Here is an 18,342-nt window from a genome sequence, read left to right as displayed (position 1 = left end):
ATATACAAGTTTTCAATACAACAAAAAAGAGCCTTTAAAGTAAGGCTCTTATTCCTCTTGATATTTAAATGAAAATAAATCTTCTTCTTCATTCAATTCTTGAGTTTCTTTTGGTGGAGGTAATTGTTCTAAATTCTTTAAACCAAAATATTCTAGAAATTCTATCGTCGTCCCATAAAGAATTGGCCTACCAATTCCTTCTACCCTGCCAACTTCTTTTATTAATCCTTTGCTATTTAAGGTATTAATCGCTTTTTCAGATTTAACACCTCTAATTTCTTCAACTTCCGCCCTAGTTATTGGCTGCTTATATGCGATGATAGCTAATGTTTCTAAGGCGGCTTGGGACAATGTAGAATGAGTTGGGGAAGAAGCTAAACGTTCAAAATAAATAGCATGATCTGGCAGTGTTGTTAATAAGTATGCATTGGCAATTTGTACAATTTGTAGTCCTCTATGTTCCCTTTTATAATCCCCTTGCATATCGTGGATCAGATCTTCAATCGTTTCCTGATCAATCTCAATAATAGAAGCTAATTGTTTTGCTTCTATTCCTTCATCGCCAGCCACAAAGATCAATCCCTCAATGATCGATTTAATATGATTGTAATCCAAATTCTGTTCCCCCTTTGTCTGAAGAATAGTGAATTACAATATCGTCAAATGTTTTGTTTTGAATACAATAGATTCGTTTTTGCTTCATCAGTTCTAAGATACTTAGAAATGTAATGACAATGTCAGTTCGTGTAGCTTGAGATGTTATTAACTCTGAAAAGTACAATATACCTTGGATCTTTAACAAATTTATCACTTGTATCATTTTATCTTTTACCGATATTTCTTCTCGCTCTACCTTTGTTAAAGGCTCACGATAGGAATACTTTATTAAAGCCTTTTCGAAAGCGTGCACTAAATGGTAAAGACTAATTCCCTCAACAGGGTTTTCTTTTTCTTGAACAAGATACGGAGTTAAATTATATGGTGGTCTAGTAAAAATTTGATTTCTGGCAATCTCTTTTTCCCTTAACACCCCAGCTAATTGTTTATATTTTTTATACTCTAATAATCTATGTATTAATTCCTCTCTTGGATCTACTTCATCAATGTCCATCTCTAATAGTTGCTGTAAAGAAGGATCTGTTCGAGTTGGTAATAACATTTTACTTTTAATTGACAATAGGGTAGCAGCCATGACAAGGAACTCACTCGTTATATCCAACTTTAAAGTTTGCATGGTATGAATATACTGCAAATATTGATCCGTAATTTTTGCAATAGGAATATCATAAATATCCATTTCTTCTTTATCGATTAAATGAAGTAATAAATCGAGAGGTCCCTCAAAAACATCTAATTTAATTTGATATGTCATCATGTTCTCCTGCCTATAATACCAACTTTACTGGTGAAATTATAACATATCCCTCATCTATCAACAAATAAAATAAGTTTGTATATTACAATGCGCTCCGTTGTCCGTGTATTTCTTTGAATAAAAAATAAGGTAAAGAAATACACTCTCAAAGGTCGCTGCTTATGGAATATACAAACCCAAATAATAAGGGGAAATATTAAATTTAAAAGAAAGTTATGCTTACTATTTAAATAAAAGCTATGATCTAGTTTTTGCTAAAAAGCGTTCTGGCACTTGATCAAATTGAACAAGGTCTTCATAGGTCTCTCTTTTTACGATTAACTCAGCTTCTCCATTATTCACTAAAACCATTGCAGGTCTTGGAATTCGATTATAATTACTTGCCATGGAATAATTATATGCTCCAGTAGAGAATACGGCCAAAATATCCCCTGTTTGCGGTTTATTAAGCTTGATATCCCAAATTAACATATCACCACTTTCGCATGCTTTTCCGGCGATTGATACTGTCTCTAAACCATCAGAAATCATTCGATTGGCAATAGCTGCTTCATATCTTGCTTGATATAAAGCTGGTCTTGGGTTATCCATCATGCCTCCATTGACCGCAATGTATTTTCTTACATTTGGAATTTCTTTACTAGAACCAATGGTATACAAAGTTGTTCCTGCTTCACCAATAATGCTTCTTCCTGGTTCAATCCATATCTCTGGAATCGGTAAGCTTCTTTTAGAAAAATGTTCTTTCACTGCTTTTACAAGGGAGGTTACATATTGATGAATTGAAAGAGGCCGATCTTCATCAATGTAACGAATCCCAAATCCACCACCAGTATTTAAAATGGGAAGTGATGTATTTAATTCACTGTGAATCCTTTCATAAAAGTCAGCCATTCGCTCAATCGCTTTTTCAAAACCAGTCATCTCGAAGATTTGAGAGCCAATATGAAAATGAAACCCTAATAATTGAATCCACTTGGATTGATAAACCAATTTTGCAGCAGACAAAGCTTGTTCCCCTATGTTAAAACCAAACTTTGAATCTTCTTGTCCTGTTTGAATATACTCATGAGTATGCGCTTCTATTCCAGGAGTAACCCGTATTAAGGCTTTTACCTTTTTTTGTTTATTTTCTGCTAAATGTTCAATTAGCTCTATTTCATGTAAATTATCAATCACGAAGGTACCAATATTTACATCAATTGCCATTTCAATCTCTTCATAGCTCTTATTATTGCCATGAAAATGAATTCTTTCTACAGGAAACCCAGCTTTGATCGCTGTGTATAATTCACCACCAGAAACCACATCTAGAGATAATCCCTCTTCTCTAGCAATATGACACAAAGCCGTGGTACATAGAGCCTTGCTTGCATAAGCAACTTGAAATGGAACCTCCATCTGCTTAAATGCATTAACAAATTCCCCCATTTTCTTTCTAATTTCCCATTCATCCAATACATATAGTGGTGTTCCAAATCGTTCAACTAAATGGACGGTATCCACACCGCCAATTTCAAGATGGTTATTTTCGTTTATTTTGCTAGAGCCTGGTAAATACATGTTTCTCCTCCTTTTTTAATTAGACAGGAAGGACTAATTTAAAAACCTCTACCTTCGACTTTATTATGTTAGACTATTAAATTATATGTGAATATAACATAAAGAGTTATGTTTTGCAATAAGCCAAAATCATTGCCTATTTTCATTCTGTGGATGGACGATACTTGGCCGTTTATTTGCAAGCGGAATAGGTTCTCTTAAAAGAATTGCCATCAATGCTTTAAAATTGAAAGGAATAAATGGCCACAAATAGGGGGTATTCAAGGAATGAGTCGTTGCAAGTAAAACAATCCATAACATCGTTCCGATAACAAAACCAGGAATCTTAAAAATGAATGTAGCAAAAATAAGAAACAATCTAGCTAATTTATTACCTAAGCTTAGCTCGTAACTTGGTGTAGCATACATACCAATTGCACCTATCGACAAGTATAGAATCACTTCAGGAACAACCCAACCTACCTTAATAGCAATATCCCCAATCAAAACTGCTGCTATTAATCCCATTGCAGTAGCTAATGGGGTTGGTGTATGAACAGCTGCCATCCTCATCAGATCTAATCCTAATTCAGCAAATATAATTTGTAAATAGATGGGGATTTTGCTTGTTTCCTTGGGACCAATAAAATCGATAGCTTTAGGAAGTATTTCCGGCTCTTGGACATAGATTAACCATATTGGTAATAAAAACAAAGAGGAAAAGACTCCGAAAAAGCGTATCCATCTCAAAAAGGTGCCTACCATTGGTGTATGTCGGTATTCTTCTGCGTGTTGAACATGATGAAAAAACGTGGTAGGCATGATTATCACACTTGGTGAAGTATCAACATAAAGAATAACATGTCCTTCTAATAAGTGTGCAGCTGCCACATCTGGCCTCTCCGTGTAACGTACTAAGGGATAAGGATTCCATGATCGACCAATGATAAACTCTTCTAGTGACTTTTCTGCCATCGGAAGTCCATCAATTTTTATCTCTTCTAACTTCTGTTTAATTAGCTTAATTAACCCTGGGTCTGTAACATCTTTAAGATAGGCAATACAAATATCGGTTTTTGAACGTTCACCTAATTGGCTAATTTCCATTCTTAAACGTTCATCCCGGATTCGTCTTCTAGTTAAAGCCGTATTCAAAAGCAAAGTTTCAGTGAAACCATCCCTTGCTCCACGAACTACTCTCTCAATATCTGGCTCTTCCGGATTTCTGCCAGGATATTTCCTTGCATCTATCACAAGGGCTTCCTCCTGATCATCAATAAACATCACTAATTGGCCAGAAAGAATGTTATCCATCGCTTCATTGATTGTCTTTAGTTTTTTTACCTGTATGTGAGACACATATCGTTCAAGAAGGTGTTCTAAGATATTGGGTACTATCTCTTCTCTTTTTAAGTCAGCTAATTCTTTTAATATCTGGGTCATGATATCAGAATCAGCAAAGCCATTTACGAAGAAGAGAGCAAAATCTTTTCCTGCAAAATTCATCTCCCTACAGACCATATCAAAGCTTTCGCCTACTCCCAATCTCTCTTCTAATATCTTTTTGTTTTTACTTAATTCTTTAGAAATCTTTAGCGTTTGATTTAGTTTCTCTTCCACTGTATTGATTTTTGTTGTTGATTTGTTTTCAGCTTCTGTTACTTTTTTTTCATTGGTTTTTGACTGATATTTAAGTTTCATGTTTTTCTTCATGTTGCTCACTCCATTCCAAAATGGTTTGGATCGCTTTTAATGTAATCGGAGAACCGTGTTTAATATGATCTCTCCCTCTCATTTTTCCAATGTCTCCAATTCCCACAATAACAGGCATATCTAGTTTGTCTAAGATATCCACTGTATCTCCATATACACGAAGTGGTCCACCAACAGGGTCTCCATCTTTATTTACCCCACTTTCTACTCTTTTCCCATTGCGATCGATTGAAAAATCAATGGTTGTTCCCTCAACAAATTTAGTATTAGATGCTACAGCGATGGCCCCTAGCACCTCAATGTCAGGATGTTTGGTGATAAATTCAATCGCTCTTTCCCCTTCACCTTTATACCCACGTCCATTGTCATCAAACATAACCAAAATTGGATCATTGGGAGTGCTCTTGATCATTTCAACTAATTCATTGCCATTGTATGGTGTTGGATTCCCTGCAGAACGGGAAATACATCGACCACCGATTATCTTCGCAACTTCTTCTATTACTTGTCTAGCAACGTCATCCCCATCTGTAATAACAATTACCTTTCTTTTTTTCATCATTGATCACCAAATTACCCTTTAGGTTTAAATATAATTGCTACCAGAAAACCGAAGACGATAGCTGAAGAAATACCGGCACTAGTTACTTCAAAAATTCCAGTAATAATCCCGACCAATCCGTGTTGTTCTGCTTCTGCTAATGCACCATGAACGAGCGCATTACCAAAGCTTGTGATAGGAACTGTTGCACCTGCCCCTGCAAACTCGATCAAAGGCTCATATAATCCAAGACCATCTAAAACAGCCCCAGACACCACTAATGTTGTCATCACATGTGCAGGAGTCATTTTTGTTAAATCCATGAGTAATTGGCCAATTAAGCTAATTAAGCCCCCAACTAAAAACGCAGACCAATAAGTTCCCATTACTATTCCTCCTCATTCTCTATTGCAACTGCATGGGCAATACATGGAATGGATTCCCCTTGTTGATAGGTCACAGGGCTCAGTAACGCTCCCGTTGCTACAACAAGAACTTTATTTAAAGTTTTTTTATGTAACTCTTTCATAATATGACCATATGTTACAGAGGCACTACTTGCACAACCACTTCCCCCTGCAAAAACTTCTTGGTCTGAGTAATAAATCATTAAGCCACAATCATTATAAACAGATGATAAATCAAAACCCCGCTCAAGCAACATTTTTTTTGCTAATGGATAGCCTACTCCAGCAAGGTCACCTGTAACAATTAGATCATAATCTTCAGGACGTCTACCTGTATCAATAAAATGTTGTTCAATGGTGTCAACTGCAGCAGGCGCCATAGCTGAACCCATATCAAATGGATCTTTAAGTCCCATATCAATAATTTTACCAATTGTCGCATACCGGACTTTAGGACCAATCAGTCCCTTTCCTACTACTGCTACACCTGCACCGGTTACGGTCCATTGTGCATAAGGAGGTTTTTGTCCTCCATATTCTGTAGGGTAACGGTATTGCCTTTCAGCCGTTGCATTATGACTACTACAACCAGAAACAACATAGTTCGCATAACCGCCTTCAACAAGAGAAGCCGCTAAAGCCAATGATTCCATCGAGGTTGAACAAGCTCCATATACACCTAAATAAGGAATTTGAGCATAACGAGCAGTAAAAGAAGCGGAAATGATTTGGGTTAATAAATCCCCTGCGATTAAAAGATCAATCTGGTCTTTTTTTAATCCAGCTTTTTGAACCGCCAGATCAAGTGCCTCTTCAAATAATTTGCGTTCAGCTTTTTCCCATGTATCTTGACCTATATGTAAATCATCATGAATAATATCAAAATCCTTTGCTAAAGGACCCCGACCCTCTTTTGGTCCTACAGAAACAGCACTTGCTAGTATTCTAACCTTTGAAAATTCCCATGTACTTCTTCCTAGTTGATGACTCAAATGTTTTACCTCCTTAGATCAAGCGAATTAAGGTTTTAACCAATCCAACGAAGAAAGCGGCTACCACACCATAAACAATAACGGAACCAGCTAGTTTAAACATATTTCCACCTATACCAAGTACCAAACCTTCTGCACGATGTTCTAAAGCTGCTGAAGCAATGGAGTTAGCAAAACCAGTTACCGGAACAGCTGATCCTGCACCAGCAAATTGTCCAATTTTATCGTAAATTCCAAGGCCTGTTAGAAGAGCTGATATAAAGACCAAAGTTGCTACTGTTGGATTCCCTACCTGATCTTTTGAAAATCCTAAATGAAGGTATATATTTTGAAAGGCTTGACCCAACAGACTTATCAGTCCACCGATCACAAAAGCTTTGACACTATTGATTAAAACAGGAGGCTTTGGTCTCATTTGCATGGTCATTTGTTGATATTTTCTTTTTTCTTCATTTTGTTTTCTTTTTTTACCAGTAGATTGACTCATATACATCACCCTTTAAATCATGAATTCGGCACATAGATTAACCAATGGATCAATGATCCTGCAATTTTTCCAAATACCATTGCCATTAAAAGAAATAATATAGCATTCGCCATATTCACACGTTTTGCCAAAATGGGCAAAACATTAAGTACTTCTGTGAGTGCACCAGCAAGCATTCCAACGAATATTCCGGAAAAGGCTCCAAAAATAAAGATTAAGATTTTAGGTAAATGAAAGATTATTTCCCTTAAATCAATCCAAGTAAAAATGACAGCACCACTTACCAATGCTCTTTCAAACCATTTCATATATTTAAACCCTTTTATGAGTTGAGTTAACCTCGGAATAATATCTAGAACAGTGACAAAAGCGACTAGCCCACTACCTACAGCTAACCCTCCAGCTAAGCCAATTAATACCACCAATGAATATTGAAAAAGTAGAAGCATTTAATCCTTCTTCCTATTTTCTTTGTTTTCATTTAATACAACGTAATCGTCCAAATTTTTTTGATATAAAAACATCTCTACTTCCAATGGGCTAGGCTCTTCGTTTATTTTTTTCTTGAAAATATGATTAAAAAATAGGATCATCCCAAATCCTAAACCGAAGGAATAAGGGATTTGTAAAAGTAAAGGTTTTTTATTCTCGATCCCTGTAATCAAATAGTAAATACGCTGGTGTACCTCTTGCATACTGACATCATGATGGAAATTCATGATTGCAAGGCCTGATCCAATAAATAGTAATGTCCAAACAAATGCAATTAACCATATGCTTGGCTGCTTCTTCATTTCAGCCGTTACGATTTCAATGATAATTTCTGGAGAACCGATACTCCTAATGTCTAAATTAGGGAATTCTTCCTTGATTTTTTTTATCACATGAATGAGATCCAAAACTACTAAGTGTTGGTCTTCAGCAGTGATCTGGTACAAGGATAACCCTTTTATTGCTGATTCATATTGTTTAGGAGCAATAATTTGTGCAATTTCTGATAAAAATATTTGTGCATTCGGTTTTGCAAAATGTCGGTTGCGCAAACGTAGGTAGACTATATTTCTGTCACTCATTTACTTTTCCCCCTTTAATGATAAAGAGTGTCTTTCTTATTATGAGTTATCCCGTTGAAAGCCATGCAATGAAAAAGAAAAAAGACCAAAATGGATTAACCCAATTGGTCTTTTATCATCGAAAGTATTTTCTTTTCCAATCTTGATACTTGAACTTGAGATATTCCTAAGCGTTCAGCAACTTCAGATTGGGTTTGATCTTTATAATACCTAAGATAAACAATTAATCGTTCTCTTTCATTTAGAGATCGTATGGCTTCTTGTAATGCTAATTTTTCGAACCACTTGTCTTGTGAATCGTCAGAAATTTGATCCATCAGTGTAATCGGATCCCCATCATTTTCAAATACAGTTTCATGGATCGAGGATGGAGCTCTATTGGCTTCTTGAGCAAAAACAACATCCTCGGGTGAAATATGAAGATGATCAGCAATTTCTTTAATGGTCGGTAATCTACCTAATTGCTTAGATAATTCATCTTTCGCTTTTCTGACCTTGTTAGCAGTCTCTTTTAGAGACCTACTCACTTTAACTGTCCCATCATCTCTTATAAAACGCTGTATTTCTCCAATAATCATGGGTACTGCATAGGTTGAAAACTTCACATCAAACGACAAATCAAATTTATCTACTGCTTTTAATAACCCAATCGCTCCTATTTGAAATAAATCATCCGCCTCATAACCTCTATTTAAAAATCTTTGAACAACAGACCAGATAAGCCGAATATTACTATTTACGATGAGTTCTTTCGCTTTATCGTCACCATTTTGACTTTGAATTATTAATTCTTTAATTTCTGCATCGTCCAGATAAGAGTGGTGGCTATTCTTAATATCAATTTCCATATGACCACCCCTAACTTATAATACGATTCAGTGCAAGCTCTTTTCTTAAAATCACTTTGGTCCCTTTTCCTACTTCAGATTGAACCTTCATTTCATCCATAAAATTCTCCATGATCGTAAAGCCCATTCCAGATCTTTCTAACTCCGGTTTTGTCGTAAAAAGTGGTTGTATTGCTTCCTGAACATCTTCAATTCCTTTTCCTTGATCTTCAATTGTGATTTCCACGATTGAATCTTTAAGGAGTACGGTTATTTCTACCATCCCATTAGGTTCTTGATCATATCCATGAATGATCGCATTAGTTACTGCTTCTGAAACAACCGTTTTAATATCATTTAAATCATCTAACGTTGGATCGATTTGAGAAATAAACGCTGCTACAGCAACCCGGGCAAAAGATTCATTTTCTGACTTGGAGGCAAATTGTAATCGCATAAAATTCTCCAATTACGCCACCTCCAATGATTTAATGGCTTCAGATTCGTTGTCATAAACAGGTAAGATCTTAAACATACCAGAAAGTTCGAAGATCTTATAAACATTCGCTTGAAGACAACAGATGGACATTTTCCCATTTTGTTGAACAACTCTCTTATAGCGCCCAAGCATCATTCCTAGTCCAGAACTGTCCATAAATGATAATTGTTCTAGGTTGAAGATAAGGTTTTTCACAATCCCCTTGTCCAATTCCGCCTCGATTTTTTCACGAACCATTTCTGAAGTATGGTGATCTAATTCACCATCTAATCTTACAATTAAAGTACTTCTTTCTACTTCCATTTCTAAATGTAAGCTCATTCTTTATCCTCCTTCTTCCATTCATGCCAAACTAATTCTCCTTCTCTTTTTCCTTTTCCTGCTAGTCGACAAAAGAACAAAAAAATCGAGAAGCCTTGTCAAAATGCAGCATCTCGATGTCGAAATAAATCAGTATATGTTATCTTTTTATTGGTTTAAAAACAAGTGTTCCTTGACAACTTTTTTAATTAAATGATATAAATTTGCTTTAGAAATATCAGTAGATGATTCTAAAGAGATAGATTGCACTATTTTCCCATTTCGAATGATCTCCAACGCTCCAAGAATATCACCTTGCTTAATAGGTGCTTGAATTTGCTCTTTTATTTTTATGATTTGTTCATAATCTTCTATTTTTTCCCCTTTTTTCATAAGTATACTTATTTGGTGAGGAGCAACTAGTTGAACTTCGTGTTCTTTTCCTTTGCTTACTTCCACTTTCGTTATCATTTGATTTTTTTGGTAGATCACCTCGTTTTTATATTGACTAAAAGCAAAGTCTAATAATTGAGATATCTCTTTATTTCTTGTCTTCGTATTTGGCTCACCCATCACAACGGCGATCACCCTTAGTGATCCTCGTTTTGCCGTTGCGGACAAACAATACTTTGCTTCACTAGTGTATCCTGTTTTTAATCCATCGGCCCCTTCGTAAAACCGAACTAAACGATTTGTATTGACTAACCAAAAGGGATTATCTGTATCTTTCCTTAAATAATCCTCATATATCCCGGTAAATTCCGTGATTTTTTCATATTTTAATAGCTCTCTTGACATGATCGCAATGTCATATGCAGAAGTATAATGATCATTTTCTGGAAGACCATTGGAATTTACAAAATGTGTATTCTTAAGCCCCAGTTCTTCTACTTTTTTGTTCATCATATGAACAAAACCCTCTTCAGATCCAGCAATATATTCAGCCATAGCAACAGAAGCATCATTACCAGATGCAATCGCAATTCCTTTTAATAAATCTTTGACGGTCATCTCTTCGCCAACTTCTAAGAAGATTTGGGATCCGCCCATTGAAGCAGCATTTTCACTCACTCTGACTTTATCATCCAATGCAATTTTCCCTTGATCTAATGCCTCCATGATCAAAAGCATAGTCATGATTTTTGTAATACTTGCCGGTGGCAACCGATCATGACTATTTTTTTCATACAAAATTGTACCTGTGTCTTGATCAATTAGTATGGCTGAACGTGCGTTTGGGGTCAAGTTTACTTCTTCAGCATTTACAATAGGGATGGAAAGTAAAGAAAAGAGTAGTAGATGGATTACTCCTAATATCCAAATTTTTTTCAACATAAAATGTAGTCCCTCCTTTAATCATAGTCTTATTTTTCACAGATTAAGGGGAATTATTCCAATTACAAAAAAAAGATGGCTTAATGCCACCTTTGTATCCCATTTTTACTAACAATTCCATATATAAGCGGAACATCTTCTATTTTTTCTTCTTTTATCGTGTAGGCTTGAAGTACTTTTTCTGTGACTTCTGCAATATTTTTTTCGTCATTTACATGTAAAGTAGCTAAAACCCCACCTTTACTTACATAATCATTCACTTTTTTATGTAATACGATGCCTACCGATAAATCAATCTTAGATTCTTTGGTTTCTCGCCCTGCTCCCAACATCATTGCACTGATTCCTATTTCTTCTGCATCAATATGATGAATATAACCACTTTCTAGAGCTGTTACTTCAATTTTAGATTTTGCTTGTGGTAATCGTTCAGGATGTTCTATCAATTCTGGGTTACCACCTTGCCTACTCACAAATTCTTTTAAAGTTTCTAATGCTTTTCCAGATTGAATAAGCTCCTTCAGTGTCTGATAAGCATTGTCGGTATCTTTTGCCTTTCCACCTAAAACTAACATATGAGAACCTAGTACTAAACACAATTCTTCAAGATCTTTTGGCCCATTTCCTTTTAAAGTATCAATCGCTTCTTTGACTTCTAATGCATTACCTACGGCAAAACCTAAGGGTTGGTCCATATTGCTTACAATAGCCACAGTATTTCGGCCAGTTTGTGTACCGATATCAACCAACGCTTTTGCAAGTTCAAACGACTTATCTGGTGTTTTCATAAAAGCACCTTCACCCGTTTTTACATCTAAAACGATCGCATTAGCCCCAGCAGCTATCTTCTTACTCATGATCGAACTAGCAATAAGTGGGATTGAATCAACGGTAGCAGTTACATCTCTTAATGAATAAAGCCTTTTATCAGCGGGTGTTAAATTTGAGGTCTGACCAATAACGGCAAGTTTAATCTCATTTACTTGTTTAATAAATTCCTCATTACTTAATTCAACATGAAAACCTTCAATAGACTCTAATTTATCGATGGTTCCACCTGTATGTCCCAATCCTCTGCCTGACATCTTGGCCACAGGAACTCCCGCAGTTGCAACCAAAGGCCCAAGCACTAGTGTTGTCGTATCACCTACACCACCTGTGCTATGTTTATCAACTTTAATTCCCTCAATTGCTGTTAAATCAATTTGTTCACCAGATTGAACCATCGCCATGGTTAAATCAGTAATTTCTCTATCATTCATCCCTTTAAAAAAAATACTCATCGTCAAAGCAGACATTTGATAATCGGGGATATTTCCCTGAGTATAACCTTCAATAATAAACTGAATCTCTTCTGTTGTAAGATTATTTCCATCCCTTTTTTTTTGAATTAAATCAACCATTCTCATGCTAAATCCACCTCATAGAGGATTCCTCTTACAAGCTCAATAAATTTCGTCTTGCTCTTTTCCGCAACTGCCATCACTTGCTCGTGGGTCAATGGTTCTAATTCTTCACCAATTGCCATATCAGTAATAAGTGAAATACCTAATACCCTCATTTTTGCATGATTAGCAACAATGACTTCGGGAACTGTGGACATTCCAACTGTATCTGCACCCAGTCGAGCTAACATCTTCAGTTCGGCAGGAGTCATATAGTTTGGACCGCTGATCGCAACATAAACGCCGTTTTGTATTTTTATTCCTTTATCTAAAGCAACCTTTTGCGCTAATTGAATGAGTTCATGATCATAAGCTCTTGACATATCAGGAAATCTAGGACCAAATTCATTCATGTTTGGACCAATGAGCGGGTTTGCTCCAGTAAAGTTAATATGATCATTAATAATCATTAAATCACCTGGTGCAAATGCTCTGTTCATTCCGCCACAAGCATTGGTAACAAATAACATTTTTACCCCTAATGCTTTCATTACGTAGACAGGAAAAGTAACCTCACTCATTGTATAACCTTCATAATAATGGAATCTTCCCTGCATCGCTACAACTCTTTTTCCCTCAAGTGTTCCAATGACAAGTTGTCCTTTATGCCCTTCTACAGTTGATACTGGAAAATGCGGTATTTCATGATAGGGTATTTTTACTTCATTTTCAATTTTGTCTGCTAATTCTCCTAGCCCAGAACCTAAAATCAATCCAATTTCTGGTGCTTCTTTTAATTTAGAAAAGATATAATCCTTAGCTTCATTAATTTTATTAAATTTATTATCCATAAAAACTCCCCCTTTAAATGGTCCCTATAATTTGTCTAACTAAATTTAAAAACTTCGATTGTACAAGTTTGGTCGTTTCAATCACTTCATCGTGTGAAAGAGGTTGAGGCAATATTCCTGCAGCCATATTGGTAATACAAGAAATGCCTAAAACTTCTATACCTGAATGTCTAGCAACAATCACCTCAGGAACAGTGGACATTCCCACTGCATCACTACCCATTGTCCGTAACATTCTTACCTCAGCTGGTGTTTCATAGGTTGGACCAGTTAATCCCAGGTAAACCCCACTTTTTAGGTCAATTTGTAACTGATCTGCAACGCTTTTTGCTTTCTCGATTAACACTTCAGAATAAGCTGTAGACATATCGGGAAATCTTACACCTAATTCGTTTTCATTAGGTCCAATTAGCGGGTTATTAAACATAAAGTTGATATGATCCTCAATGATCATTAAATCCCCTGGTTTAAATGAAAGATTGATCCCACCCGCAGCATTGGTAACAAGAAGTTTTTGTACACCTAATTCTTTCATTACTCTTACTGGAAAAGTAACCTCTTGCATTGAATATCCTTCATAGAAGTGAAATCTACCTTGCATGGCAATAACAGATTTACCAGCTAATTTACCAATAACTAATTGGCCTTTATGGCCTTCTACAGTAGATACTGGAAAGTGAGGGATTTCTGAATAGGGTATTTGAACAGCTTCTTCGATTTCATCAGCTAGCACACCAAGACCTGAACCCAAAATCAAGCCAATCTCAGGTTGGATATTGACCTTCTTTAATATCCATTCTGTAGAATCCTTTATTTTTAGCTTTAAACTCAATCTGATTTCCTCCCCTTACTTTAGATCATCTAAAAAACTAATACCATGTTCAGGTAATTGAACACCAAAGTTGTCTGCAACTGTAGCTCCAACATCTGCAAATGTTTTTCGAATCCCTAAATTGATACCACCTTTTAGTAATTTACTATAAACTAACAATGGAACATATTCACGTGTATGATCTGTACCTGTATGTGTAGGATCATTTCCATGGTCGGCAGTAATGATAAGTAAATCATCATCTTGAAGTGCATCTATCAATTCTGGTAATCTTTGATCAAATTCTTCAATCGCTTTTCCATAACCTATAGGATCACGACGATGTCCATATAACATATCAAAATCAACTAAATTTGTAAAAATCAAACCATTAAAGTCTGTTTTTAATCCCTCAATCGTTTTATCTACACCATCCATATTTGACTTTGACTTAAGCGCTTTCGTAACTCCTTCATTTGCATAAATGTCAGCAATTTTCCCGACTGCAATGGAGTCAAATCCATTTTCAACTAAGTGATTCATAACTGTTTTGGCTGGTGGTTTTACTGAATAATCTTTTCGATTTGGTGTTCTTTTAAAAGAACCAGGAGAACCAATAAATGGTCTAGCAATCACTCGCCCCACCGCATATTCGTCATTTAAAGTCATTTCTCTAGCTATTTCACATATTTGATAAAGTTCATTTAATGGGACAACATCTTCATGAGCAGCTATTTGAAACACACTATCTGCAGATGTGTAAACAATAACAGCTCCTGTCTTCATTTGTTCTTCTCCTAATTCTTCAATAATCTCTGTACCTGAAGCAGGCTTGTTACCAATTACTTTTCTACCTATTTTTTCTTCAAAGGCTTTAATTAGAGAATTTGGAAATCCATTAGGATACGTTTTAAAAGGGATATTTACTTTTAAACCCATAATTTCCCAATGGCCAGTCATGGTGTCTTTACCTACTGAAACTTCCTTCATCTTCCCAAAAGCAGCAATAGGGTCTTCAATGTTGTTTACACCTTTTATTGGGTAAATATTCCCCAAACCCATTTTTTCTAGATGAGGAATGATTAGTCCATTTAATTTATCAGCAATGTGAGCAAAGGTGTTGGTCCCTTGATCTCCAAATTTTTCAGCATCAGGTAACTCCCCAATTCCTAAACTATCAAGAACAATTAAAGAAATTCGTTTAAATTTCATTTCATAATCCCTCCTATATTTTTTCTTTTTAGTATCACCAAAGATATAAATTTACTACAACAAAATTTAAATGATCAAATCTTTGGCAGTTGACTGATGTCAGACAACATCAAGAGAAAGAAAAGGTACAAATCGTACCCATTGCATCAAACCTAAAAAAAAGTTGAATCACCTTTTTTTCACGCCCTAGGATGGGCTTTAGAATAAACCTCTTTTAGACGTGATTTCGTAAGATGTGTATAGATCTGTGTCGTAGAGATATCTGCATGGCCTAACATTTCTTGAACAGATCTTAAATCAGCCCCATTTTCTAATAAATGTGTAGCGAAAGAGTGTCTAAGTGTATGAGGTGTTATTTCAACCTCTATTGAGGCTAGTTTAGCATATTTTTTTATAATTTTCCAGAATCCTTGCCTTGACAAACGTTTTCCATGGTGGTTTAGGAAAAGTGCATTTTCTGTTGGTTTTTTTTGAAGCATCTTTCGACTTCGATCCACATAGTGTTGAATACTTTCTATGGCTAGGCTACCTATGGGAACAATTCGTTCTTTTGAACCCTTACCAAAACATTTGACAAATCCCATATTTAAATTCAAATCTTCTATATTTAAAGAAACTAACTCAGAAACACGAATTCCAGTTGCATAAAGGAGTTCTAACATGGCCTTATCCCTGACTCCTGTTAACGTTGAGATATTTGGCATTTGTAACAATTGTTCTACCTGTTTTACAGTAAGAACTTTTGGCAAACGCTTATCGATTTTTGGAGATTCTAAATTTTGCGATGGATCCTTTTGAATAAAATGATCTCTCATAAGAAATTGATAAAACGAACGAATAGAGGCCAAATTTCTTGAGATCGTCGATGTTGCTCTGCCTTTATTTTTTAGATCTATGAGATAAGACATAATATGGGCACGATTCGTTTTCTCGATAGGTACATGCTGATAAAATTGTTTAAGAAATGTATGGTAGGATTGCAAATCTCTATGATAAGATTCTAGTGTATTTTGAGCGAGACCTTTCTCTACCATTAGATAGTGAATAAATTCTTCGATTCTCTTTTCCATCCCAAACATTTCTCCCTTAAATTAAACTTTCTTCTCAATACTTATTTATTCTACTATTCAACATCTTTTGATTAACTCCTTCTTTCTTTTTATGGAAAATATTTTATGGGAATTATTCACCTAACCAATAAAATAACTTTAAGCGATCGATTACATCTTCCGAGTTTCGTATTTCGGTTCCATTCCCCATATCAATGACCTTGACCGCTCGACCAGATGGTTCTTTAAACTGATCGATCGGTTGAATCCAATCAGAAAGAATCAGTACTAATTGGTATAAAAATAATGTTAGTAAAAAAAAGAAGACAAATAAGATAAGCCATTCTAAAATTCTTTTTAAAGTAATGAACATGATGATACCCCCAATTAAACTTGTACACATACGTATAATAGATTATGAAAACCTATAAATAAATATGATAAAAGTAGGCTACTACAGTTGAGCAGCCTACTCTTATTTTTGATCTATTAGATTTAATTATTCAATCCTTTAATTTAATACATGCTCCAATGGAACATAGGGTAGGTTTAGAGCTTTAGCAACAGCCTCGTATGTGATTCGGCCATGAATGACGTTAACTCCCTTTGCTAATGTTCGATTATCACGAATCGCTTTTTCATATCCTTTATTGGCAATTTGTAATGCATATGGAACCGTTACATTCGTTAAAGCTAGTGTTGATGTTCTTGCTACTGCTCCAGGCATATTTGCTACAGCGTAGTGAACTACTCCATGTTTTACATAGGTTGGTTCACTGTGAGTGGTTACGCGATCAATCGTCTCAATCGAACCTCCTTGGTCGATTGCCACATCAACAATGACTGAACCAGGGCTCATTGTTTTAACCATTTCTTCTGTAACTAATTTTGGTGCCCTTGCCCCTGGAATCAATACGGCTCCAACTAATAGGTCAGCTTTTTTGACTGCTTGAGCTATGTTATAAGAGTTAGACATTACAGTATTGATTCGACCATGGAAAATATCATCCAAATAGCGTAAACGGTCAGGATTAAGATCGATGATCGTTACATTTGCTCCCGAACCAATCGCCATTTTTGCAGCGTTAGTCCCTACAATCCCACCACCAATGATAACGACTTCTGCTGGATGAACACCAGGTACTCCTCCAAGTAGAATTCCTTTTCCACCTTGTGGCTTTTCTAAAAATTGAGCCCCAATTTGGATAGACATTCTTCCTGCGACTTCACTCATCGGCATTAATAATGGAAGAGATCCATTATCTAATTGTACTGTTTCATAAGCAATGGCAACAACTCCATTGTCCACTAAGGCTTTTGTTAATTCTGGCTCTGGAGCTAAATGTAGGTATGTAAACAAGATAAGTCCTTCACGGAAATATTGATATTCTGAAGGTAATGGTTCTTTTACTTTCATAATCATATCGGATTTATCCCATACTTCTTTAGCTGAATCAGTAATATTTGCTCCGACAGACAAATAGTCCTCATCAACGAAACCGCTTCCAACCCCTGCATTGGTTTCCACATACACTTCGTGGCCTGCTAAGCGTAGAGCTTGTACTCCTGCTGGGGTAATCGCTACGCGATTTTCATTGTTTTTAATCTCTTTAGGTATTCCAACTCTCATCTTATGTTCCTCCTACAAAAATAACATTTTGTATATTTTATATATTACCACTTTATTGATAAAAGGGATATAGAATCGGGTAGGAGGCTGGCCATTATTTGACCAGCCGACCTCCCACAGCACCGTACGTACCGTTCGGTATACGGCGCTTCCAAAGTTTACACGTCACTTCACAGAATAACACTCGCTAAAACTTAGATATCCAGCTCGCTTAAATCGCTCGTTAGATAGGGCTTTTGTCAAGATAGGGCTATGAGCAGTACGCCAATAGCCTTTTCTTGTATTCGCCCACATCCACGCTTGCTCCTCACTC

The 18,342-nt window shown here is 35.9% G+C and carries 21 protein-coding genes; all 21 read right to left on the bottom strand.

Going from position 1 to position 18,342, the window contains the following annotated elements; translation table 11 throughout:
- Positions 1–48: 48 nt before the first annotated feature.
- The gene (gene scpB / locus BEN26_RS08040; protein WP_068723765.1) at positions 49–615 is read right to left on the bottom strand and encodes an SMC-Scp complex subunit ScpB; all 567 of its coding nucleotides are present in this window, start codon (positions 613–615) and stop codon (positions 49–51) included.
- Complete coding sequence (locus BEN26_RS08035; RefSeq protein WP_069798762.1) at positions 596–1,372, bottom strand: segregation and condensation protein A; 777 nt, start codon at positions 1,370–1,372, stop codon at positions 596–598. Before BEN26_RS08035 ends, scpB begins: the two co-directional genes overlap by 20 nt.
- A gap of 240 nt (positions 1,373–1,612) precedes the next feature.
- Positions 1,613–2,938 carry a diaminopimelate decarboxylase gene (lysA, locus tag BEN26_RS08030; protein WP_069798763.1) on the bottom strand — a complete coding sequence of 442 codons (1,326 nt, stop codon included), beginning with the start codon at positions 2,936–2,938 and terminating at the stop codon, positions 1,613–1,615.
- Between the two features lie 129 nt (positions 2,939–3,067).
- On the bottom strand, positions 3,068–4,630 hold the full coding sequence (locus BEN26_RS08025) for a spore germination protein (RefSeq protein WP_255421876.1): 1,563 nt from the start codon (positions 4,628–4,630) through the stop codon (positions 3,068–3,070).
- Positions 4,608–5,189, bottom strand: a complete 582-nt coding sequence (spoVAEA, locus tag BEN26_RS08020; RefSeq protein WP_069798766.1) for a stage V sporulation protein SpoVABEA — start codon at positions 5,187–5,189, stop codon at positions 4,608–4,610. Before spoVAEA ends, BEN26_RS08025 begins: the two co-directional genes overlap by 23 nt.
- Positions 5,190–5,203: 14 nt before the next feature.
- On the bottom strand, positions 5,204–5,557 hold the full coding sequence (gene spoVAE, locus BEN26_RS08015; protein WP_068723758.1) for a stage V sporulation protein AE: 354 nt from the start codon (positions 5,555–5,557) through the stop codon (positions 5,204–5,206).
- Positions 5,558–5,559: 2 nt separating this feature from the next.
- The gene (spoVAD, locus tag BEN26_RS08010; RefSeq protein WP_068723756.1) at positions 5,560–6,570 is read right to left on the bottom strand and encodes a stage V sporulation protein AD; all 1,011 of its coding nucleotides are present in this window, start codon (positions 6,568–6,570) and stop codon (positions 5,560–5,562) included.
- A gap of 13 nt (positions 6,571–6,583) precedes the next feature.
- Positions 6,584–7,057, bottom strand: coding sequence for a stage V sporulation protein AC (gene spoVAC, locus BEN26_RS08005; protein ID WP_082732373.1), 474 nt, complete (start codon positions 7,055–7,057; stop codon positions 6,584–6,586).
- A gap of 17 nt (positions 7,058–7,074) precedes the next feature.
- A complete protein-coding gene (locus BEN26_RS08000; RefSeq protein ID WP_069798768.1) occupies positions 7,075–7,506 on the bottom strand; it encodes a stage V sporulation protein AB in 432 nt (143 codons plus the stop codon).
- Entirely contained in the window at positions 7,507–8,130 is a 624-nt protein-coding gene (locus BEN26_RS07995) for a stage V sporulation protein AA (protein WP_069798770.1), read from the bottom strand.
- A gap of 95 nt (positions 8,131–8,225) precedes the next feature.
- A complete protein-coding gene (sigF, locus tag BEN26_RS07990) occupies positions 8,226–8,978 on the bottom strand; it encodes an RNA polymerase sporulation sigma factor SigF (RefSeq protein ID WP_068723751.1) in 753 nt (250 codons plus the stop codon).
- 10 nt (positions 8,979–8,988) lie between these two features.
- Positions 8,989–9,426, bottom strand: coding sequence for an anti-sigma F factor (gene spoIIAB / locus BEN26_RS07985; RefSeq protein WP_068723749.1), 438 nt, complete (start codon positions 9,424–9,426; stop codon positions 8,989–8,991).
- On the bottom strand, positions 9,427–9,777 hold the full coding sequence (gene spoIIAA, locus BEN26_RS07980) for an anti-sigma F factor antagonist (RefSeq protein ID WP_068723747.1): 351 nt from the start codon (positions 9,775–9,777) through the stop codon (positions 9,427–9,429). It abuts the gene before it with no gap.
- Positions 9,778–9,924: 147 nt separating this feature from the next.
- Positions 9,925–11,088 (bottom strand): D-alanyl-D-alanine carboxypeptidase family protein, encoded by a 1,164-nt coding sequence (locus tag BEN26_RS07975; RefSeq protein WP_181482247.1) that lies wholly within the window; start codon positions 11,086–11,088, stop codon positions 9,925–9,927.
- A gap of 83 nt (positions 11,089–11,171) precedes the next feature.
- Entirely contained in the window at positions 11,172–12,500 is a 1,329-nt protein-coding gene (locus BEN26_RS07970) for a pyrimidine-nucleoside phosphorylase (protein WP_069798772.1), read from the bottom strand.
- Positions 12,497–13,327, bottom strand: coding sequence for a purine-nucleoside phosphorylase (locus BEN26_RS07965; protein WP_069798774.1), 831 nt, complete (start codon positions 13,325–13,327; stop codon positions 12,497–12,499). The genes BEN26_RS07970 and BEN26_RS07965 overlap by 4 nt, the downstream gene beginning before the upstream one ends.
- 13 nt (positions 13,328–13,340) lie before the next feature.
- Positions 13,341–14,141: a purine-nucleoside phosphorylase gene (locus BEN26_RS07960; RefSeq protein ID WP_399168223.1), complete on the bottom strand. Its 801-nt coding sequence runs from the start codon at positions 14,139–14,141 to the stop codon at positions 13,341–13,343.
- 33 nt (positions 14,142–14,174) lie between these two features.
- Entirely contained in the window at positions 14,175–15,350 is a 1,176-nt protein-coding gene (gene deoB, locus BEN26_RS07955; RefSeq protein WP_069798778.1) for a phosphopentomutase, read from the bottom strand.
- Between the two features lie 179 nt (positions 15,351–15,529).
- On the bottom strand, positions 15,530–16,420 hold the full coding sequence (gene xerD / locus BEN26_RS07950) for a site-specific tyrosine recombinase XerD (RefSeq protein ID WP_069798780.1): 891 nt from the start codon (positions 16,418–16,420) through the stop codon (positions 15,530–15,532).
- A 112-nt stretch (positions 16,421–16,532) separates the two neighbouring features.
- Positions 16,533–16,772 carry a DUF4227 family protein gene (locus BEN26_RS07945; RefSeq protein WP_069798782.1) on the bottom strand — a complete coding sequence of 80 codons (240 nt, stop codon included), beginning with the start codon at positions 16,770–16,772 and terminating at the stop codon, positions 16,533–16,535.
- 138 nt (positions 16,773–16,910) lie between these two features.
- A complete protein-coding gene (gene ald / locus BEN26_RS07940) occupies positions 16,911–18,029 on the bottom strand; it encodes an alanine dehydrogenase (protein ID WP_069798784.1) in 1,119 nt (372 codons plus the stop codon).
- Positions 18,030–18,342 lie beyond the last annotated feature (313 nt).

Source organism: Tepidibacillus sp. HK-1, from assembly GCF_001748485.2.
GTDB lineage: Bacteria > Bacillota > Bacilli > Tepidibacillales > Tepidibacillaceae > Tepidibacillus_B > Tepidibacillus_B infernus.
This window is presented reverse-complemented; position numbering and strand designations above follow the sequence as displayed.

Coding starts and splice junctions, on each gene's coding strand:
- BEN26_RS08035 (WP_069798762.1), bottom strand. CDS start 1,372: ATGACATATCAAATTAAATTAGATGTTTTTGAGGGACCTCTCGATTTA.
- lysA (WP_069798763.1), bottom strand. CDS start 2,938: ATGTATTTACCAGGCTCTAGCAAAATAAACGAAAATAACCATCTTGAA.
- BEN26_RS08025 (WP_255421876.1), bottom strand. CDS start 4,630: ATGAAGAAAAACATGAAACTTAAATATCAGTCAAAAACCAATGAAAAA.
- spoVAEA (WP_069798766.1), bottom strand. CDS start 5,189: ATGAAAAAAAGAAAGGTAATTGTTATTACAGATGGGGATGACGTTGCT.
- spoVAE (WP_068723758.1), bottom strand. CDS start 5,557: ATGGGAACTTATTGGTCTGCGTTTTTAGTTGGGGGCTTAATTAGCTTA.
- spoVAC (WP_082732373.1), bottom strand. CDS start 7,057: ATGAGTCAATCTACTGGTAAAAAAAGAAAACAAAATGAAGAAAAAAGA.
- BEN26_RS08000 (WP_069798768.1), bottom strand. CDS start 7,506: ATGCTTCTACTTTTTCAATATTCATTGGTGGTATTAATTGGCTTAGCT.
- BEN26_RS07995 (WP_069798770.1), bottom strand. CDS start 8,130: ATGAGTGACAGAAATATAGTCTACCTACGTTTGCGCAACCGACATTTT.
- sigF (WP_068723751.1), bottom strand. CDS start 8,978: ATGGAAATTGATATTAAGAATAGCCACCACTCTTATCTGGACGATGCA.
- spoIIAA (WP_068723747.1), bottom strand. CDS start 9,777: ATGAGCTTACATTTAGAAATGGAAGTAGAAAGAAGTACTTTAATTGTA.
- BEN26_RS07970 (WP_069798772.1), bottom strand. CDS start 12,500: ATGAGAATGGTTGATTTAATTCAAAAAAAAAGGGATGGAAATAATCTT.
- BEN26_RS07965 (WP_069798774.1), bottom strand. CDS start 13,327: ATGGATAATAAATTTAATAAAATTAATGAAGCTAAGGATTATATCTTT.
- deoB (WP_069798778.1), bottom strand. CDS start 15,350: ATGAAATTTAAACGAATTTCTTTAATTGTTCTTGATAGTTTAGGAATT.
- xerD (WP_069798780.1), bottom strand. CDS start 16,420: ATGGAAAAGAGAATCGAAGAATTTATTCACTATCTAATGGTAGAGAAA.
- BEN26_RS07945 (WP_069798782.1), bottom strand. CDS start 16,772: ATGTTCATTACTTTAAAAAGAATTTTAGAATGGCTTATCTTATTTGTC.
- ald (WP_069798784.1), bottom strand. CDS start 18,029: ATGAGAGTTGGAATACCTAAAGAGATTAAAAACAATGAAAATCGCGTA.